The organism is Asanoa sp. NPDC050611 (assembly GCF_040654855.1).
In the GTDB taxonomy this organism is placed as follows: Bacteria; Actinomycetota; Actinomycetes; order Mycobacteriales; family Micromonosporaceae; genus Asanoa.
In genome coordinates this window covers 1-5,063 of sequence record NZ_JBFAIU010000451.1, presented here as the reverse complement: position 1 = coordinate 5,063, position 5,063 = coordinate 1, and the positions used below count along the sequence as shown (strand labels likewise).

Here is a 5,063-nt window from a genome sequence, read left to right as displayed (position 1 = left end):
CATCGCGAAGTACTTCGCGATCATCCCGGCGATGTTCGCGGGGATCTACCCGAGCCTGGACGCGCTCAACATCATGAAGCTGAGCAGTCCGGAGAGGTCATGACGGCGTTCGGTGCCGCCGTCGACGGGCTCGACGTGGCACCGGGCTCCTATCGGGCGACGGACTACGCCGTCGAGCCGGACGCCAGCGCGGCCTCCTACTTCCTCGGGGCTGCCGCCGTCGCCGGCGGGACCGTGACCGTACGCGGTCTCGGCGCCAAGAGCCTGCAGGGTGACGTCGGTTTCGCGGACGTGCTCGAGCGGATGGGTGCCCGGATCTCCCGCACCGCCGACTCACTGACAGTTAGCGTCGACCGCGGCCTGACCGGCGTCGACGTCGACATGGCCGACATCTCGGACACCGCGCAGACGTTGGCCGCGGTGGCTGTCTTCGCCGACTCGCCGACGCGGGTGCGGGGGATCGGCTTCATCCGCGGCAAGGAGACCGACCGGGTCGCGGCGATGGTGACCGAGCTGCGCCGGGCGGGAGTCGGCGCGGTCGAGGACGAGGACGGATTCACGATCCATCCGGGGCTGCCGCGCCCCACCCGCTTCGCGACGTACGACGACCACCGGATGGCGATGAGCCTGTCCCTCCTGGGCCTGCGCGTCCCGGGCATCGAGATAGCCGATCCGGGCTGCGTCGCCAAGACGTACCCGGACTTCTTCGCCGATCTCGCGGCGCTCGCGCCGTAGCGGGCCGCTAGTGGGCGAGGACGCAGAACTCGTGGCCGTCCGGGTCGGTCAGGCACGTCCACGGCACGTCGCCCTGGCCGACGTCGAGGTCCGCGGCGCCGAGAGTCCGCAGCCGGGCCACCTCCGCCGCCTGGTCGTCGCCGGGGCGCGGCAGCAGGTCAAGGTGGACGCGGTCGGGCACGGTCTTGGCGTCGGGCGTACGGATGAACTCGAGGTACGGGCCGACACCGTCGGGTGAGCGCAACATCGCATATTCGTCGGCCGCCTTGAGCACGGTCCACTCCGTCGCCGCGCTCCAGAACCGGGCCATGGCCCTGGCGTCGGTGCAGTCGACGACGACCGCGGCGATCGGCCCGGTGTCCCGGAAGACGTCCCTGGGCTCCAGCACGCAGAACTCGTTGCCTTCCGGGTCGGCGAGGACCGTCCACGGCACCTCGCCCTGACCGACGTCGGCGGGCGTGGCACCGATGGCCCGCAGGCGTGCGACCAGCTCCGCCTGATGGGCCGCGGAGGAGGTGGCGAGATCGAGGTGCACGCGGTTCTTCGCCGTCGACTTGCCTTCGAGAACGCTGACGACGTCGATACCGACGGCGACCGGGTCCGGCCACACGAGGCCACCGGGCGGCCCGACGTACGTCGTCACGCCGGACGCCCCGCCGTAGGCGCTCCAGCCGAGCGCCTCCGCCCAGAACCGGCCGACCGTCGAGTGGTCAAGAGCCTTGATGTTCACCTGAACCGGTCGCAGCGCCATGCGGGCGATCCTATTGCGGGTCGCCTGCCCGCTGACCGCAGCGCCGTTAGGAACGTCCGCCGGAGAGGCGCGAGCGGTGCCGCCCCGTGCCACCGCGTCAGGAGTGGCAGGCTGGGTGTCATGGACCTGCTCCCCGTCGCTCCACTCGACGTGCTCCGCCGGCGCCGCAGTGCCAAATGGCGTTTCCACCCCGATGACGTCCTGCCGCTGCCCGTCGCCGAGATGGACTTCGACCTCGCGCCGCCCGTCCAGGATGCCCTCCGCGCCGCCGTGGACCGCTCCGACGCCGGCTATCCCACCCCACTGCCGACGCTGGCCGACGCGCTGGCCGGCTTCGCCGGTGAGCGGTGGGGCTGGGAGATCGACCCGAGCGCGGTGACCGCGGTGACCGACGTCGGGGTCGGCGTCGTCGAGCTGCTGCGCCTCCTGACCCGCCCCGGCGACCCCGTGGTGATCTGCCCGCCCGTCTACGCGCCCTTCTTCGGCTGGGTGCCCGAGGCCGGCGGCCGCGTCTTCGAGGTCCTGCTCGTCGACGGCCGGCTCGACCTGCCGGGCCTGGAGCGCGCCTTCGCCCAGCACCCGGCCGCGTTCGTGCTCTGCAACCCGCACAACCCCGTCGGGCGGGTGCACACCCGCGAGGAGCTGACCGAGCTCGTGCGCCTGGCCACGGCGTACGGCGTGCCGGTCATCAGCGACGAGATCCACGCGCCGCTGGTCCTGCCGGGCGCGACGTTCACCCCGATCCTCACGATCCCGGGCGCGGCCGCCATCGCGGTCAGCCTCGTGTCGTCGAGCAAGGCCTGGAACCTGGCCGGCCTCAAATGCGCCACGATCGTCACCGCCGGCCCGCGGCTGGCCGACGTCGTGGGGCGGCTTCCGCAGGACACCCCGTGGCGGGTCGGTCACTTCGGCGTGCTGGCCAGCGTCGCCGCGTACACGGACGGGGTTCCCTGGCTTGATCAGCTCCTGGCCACCCTCGACGACCGGCGCGCGCTGCTCGGCCGGCTGCTGGCGGAACGCCTGTCGAAGGTCAGCTGGCGCCCGCCCGAGGCGACGTTCCTCGCCTGGCTGGACTGCACCGCGATCGGCACCGGTGCCGCGCCCCGCGAGCTGTTCTTCACCCGCGGCCGCGTCGCGCTGGAACCCGGTCCGCGGTTCGGTGCCAACGGCAGCGGCTTTGTCCGGCTGAACTTCGGCACAAGCGCCGAAATCCTCGAAGCGGCCGTCGACCGGATGGCGGAGGCGGCAGCCGTGTGACCCGCTCCACATGATGATCTGTCCAACGTCGCCAGTGGCCGCGTGATGGTCCAGACTCGACACTCCGAGCCTTCCACGGACATCAGGAGACCACGTGTCGACCACCCATCGTGTACGCCCCGCCACCGCCGACGACGTGCCCGCGCTCAAGTCGGTGATCGCGGCGGCGTTCATGGCCGACCCGATCGCGGACTGGGTGTTCCAGGACCAGGCGCGCCGCCAGGACGAGCACCACGTGTTCTTCGGCGCGTTCGTCGACCTGGCGCTGGCCGCGGGCCGGGCCGAGACGGTCGACGGGCACCACGGCCTCGCGCTCTGGCTCGACGTGGACGTCGACGCGCCGGAACCCGAGGACGACGGCGGGCTGGGCGCGGCGTTCGAGTCCGGCCTCGACCCCGAGACGCTCAAGCGGGTCGCCGACCTCGACGCGCTGATGGTCGCCGGCCACCCGCACGACCGCAGCCACGCCTACCTGCCGTTCATCGCCGTGCACCCGGACCACCAGGGCACCGGCGTCGGCGCCGCCCTGCTCCGGCACCGGCTGGCCGACCTCGACGCCGCGGGACGCCCGGCCTACCTGGAGGCGAGCTGCCTGCGCAACGCCGGGCTCTACGAGCGGCTCGGGTTCGAGCGGATGCCGCAGACCATCGACCTGCCGGGCGGGCCGTCGCTCTACCCGATGTGGCGCGACCCGCGATAACGCGTCGGATCACGGCGGCGTGCCCGGACGGTCAGACGCGGCGCACGGTGACCGTGAAGTCCGCGATCGACGCCCTCCCGTGCCGGCCGCTGTCACCCCCTCGTACCGCGTCGACTGTCAGGGGTCGCGGGCATGATGCAGGTGCACCGCGAATTCGACGGGGAGGCAGGACGATGGATTTCGAGAGCGCGCTCGCTTCGCTGTTCGCGCCTGAGGGGCGGCAGGATCCTTATCCGGCGTACGACGAGATCCGCGCGCACGCACCGATCTTCCAGGCGCTCGACGGGCGTTGGTTCGTCACCACGCACGCGCTGACCAACCGGCTGCTGCGGGAGCCCAGCCTGCGGGTCGCGGACGCGAGCGACTACGACCGGTTCTGGCCCGACTGGCGTGACAACCGTGGTGTCGCCTCGGTCGTGCGGTCGATGCTGATGACGAACCCGCCGGACCACACCCGCGTGCGCCGTGCCGCCGCGGTCACCTTCACCGCCCGCCGGGTCGCCGCGCTGCGCGACGTCATCGCCGAGCTGGTCGACGAGCTGATCGACACGATGCCGGGTCGGGCCGACTTCATGAGCGCGTTCGCGTACCCCCTGCCCATCGGGGTGATCTGCGCCCTGCTCGGCATCCCCGAGGGCGACCGGCGGTGGTTCCGGCAGCGGGTCGCCGACCTGACCGTGGTGCTCGAGCCGATCAGCACCGTGGAGGAGATGCGGCTGGCCGACGGGGCCGGGCGGGAGCTGGAGGACTACTTCCTCGGCCTGATCGTCGAGCGCCGGCGGGCGCCGCGGGAAGACCTGACCAGCGCGCTGGTCGCCGACGGGTCCGGGCTCACCGGGCACGAGTTGCTCGCCAACCTCGTGCTGTTGCTGGTCGCCGGCTTCGAGACCACCACCAACCTGCTCGGCACCGGGCTGGCGATCCTGCTGGAGCGGCCCGAGCAGGCGGCCCGACTACGGGCGCAGCCCGATCTCGCGCCGGCGTTCGTCGAGGAGATGCTGCGGTACGACTCGCCCGTGCAGCTCACCTCCCGCTTCGCCGGGGAGCCGCTGTCCCTCGACGACGGGCTGGAGCTGCCGGCCGGCACGGAGCTGACGCTGCTGCTCGGGTCCGCCAACCGCGACCCGGCCCGCTACGCCGAGCCGCACCGATTCGACCCGGACCGCACCAACGTCCAGCCGGTCTCGTTCGGCGGCGGTGCGCACTACTGCCTGGGTGCGCCGCTGGCCCGGCTGGAGGCGCAGGTCGCGTTCCCGCTGCTGCTGGACCGGCTACCCGGGCTGCGCCTGGCCGGCCCGGGGGAGCGCCGCGACCGCCTGGTCCTGCGCGGGTACGCGGTGCTGCCGGTGGCCACCTAGAGTCGGGGTTGACGCAACCATCTGATTGCTATAGCTTAGATAGCAACCAAGAGGTTGCTATAAGGAGATCGACATGGCGTTTCCCGACCGGATCGAACGCACCCTGGAGCTGGCCCACTCGCCGGAGAAGGTCTGGGCCGCGCTGACCACCGCCGAAGGCCTGGGCAACCCGCAGCGTCGGGTAGGTCCGCTCGACCTCGTCGAGCAGCAGTTCCACGTGCGCCTTGTCGCGGGCGTAGGTGGACCAGCGCACGCCGGTCAC

Annotated in this window: 4 protein-coding genes and 2 pseudogenes; 5 read left to right on the top strand and 1 reads right to left on the bottom strand. The window is 72.1% G+C overall.

The window, feature by feature from the left end:
* A pseudogene (locus AB0H87_RS37850) lies at positions 1-735 on the top strand (3-phosphoshikimate 1-carboxyvinyltransferase); the annotation flags it as partial.
* Between the two features lie 7 nt (positions 736-742).
* Here AB0H87_RS37850 and AB0H87_RS37845 read toward each other — a convergent pair.
* Entirely contained in the window at positions 743-1,486 is a 744-nt protein-coding gene (locus tag AB0H87_RS37845) for a VOC family protein (protein ID WP_360157318.1), read from the bottom strand.
* A 120-nt stretch (positions 1,487-1,606) separates the two neighbouring features.
* On the opposite strand from AB0H87_RS37845, the gene AB0H87_RS37840 reads away from it, so the two are divergent.
* The 4 genes and pseudogenes from AB0H87_RS37840 to AB0H87_RS37825 all read left to right on the top strand — a co-directional run.
* Positions 1,607-2,743, top strand: a complete 1,137-nt coding sequence (locus AB0H87_RS37840; RefSeq protein WP_360157315.1) for an aminotransferase class I/II-fold pyridoxal phosphate-dependent enzyme — start codon at positions 1,607-1,609, stop codon at positions 2,741-2,743.
* Positions 2,744-2,837: 94 nt separating this feature from the next.
* A complete protein-coding gene (locus tag AB0H87_RS37835) occupies positions 2,838-3,443 on the top strand; it encodes a GNAT family N-acetyltransferase (protein ID WP_360157312.1) in 606 nt (201 codons plus the stop codon).
* Positions 3,444-3,616: 173 nt separating this feature from the next.
* The gene (locus AB0H87_RS37830; protein ID WP_360157309.1) at positions 3,617-4,801 is read left to right on the top strand and encodes a cytochrome P450; all 1,185 of its coding nucleotides are present in this window, start codon (positions 3,617-3,619) and stop codon (positions 4,799-4,801) included.
* 73 nt (positions 4,802-4,874) lie between these two features.
* A pseudogene (locus tag AB0H87_RS37825) lies at positions 4,875-5,063 on the top strand (hypothetical protein); the annotation flags it as partial.

Coding starts and splice junctions, on each gene's coding strand:
- AB0H87_RS37840 (WP_360157315.1), top strand. CDS start 1,607: ATGGACCTGCTCCCCGTCGCTCCACTCGACGTGCTCCGCCGGCGCCGC.
- AB0H87_RS37845 (WP_360157318.1), bottom strand. CDS start 1,486: ATGGCGCTGCGACCGGTTCAGGTGAACATCAAGGCTCTTGACCACTCG.
- AB0H87_RS37830 (WP_360157309.1), top strand. CDS start 3,617: ATGGATTTCGAGAGCGCGCTCGCTTCGCTGTTCGCGCCTGAGGGGCGG.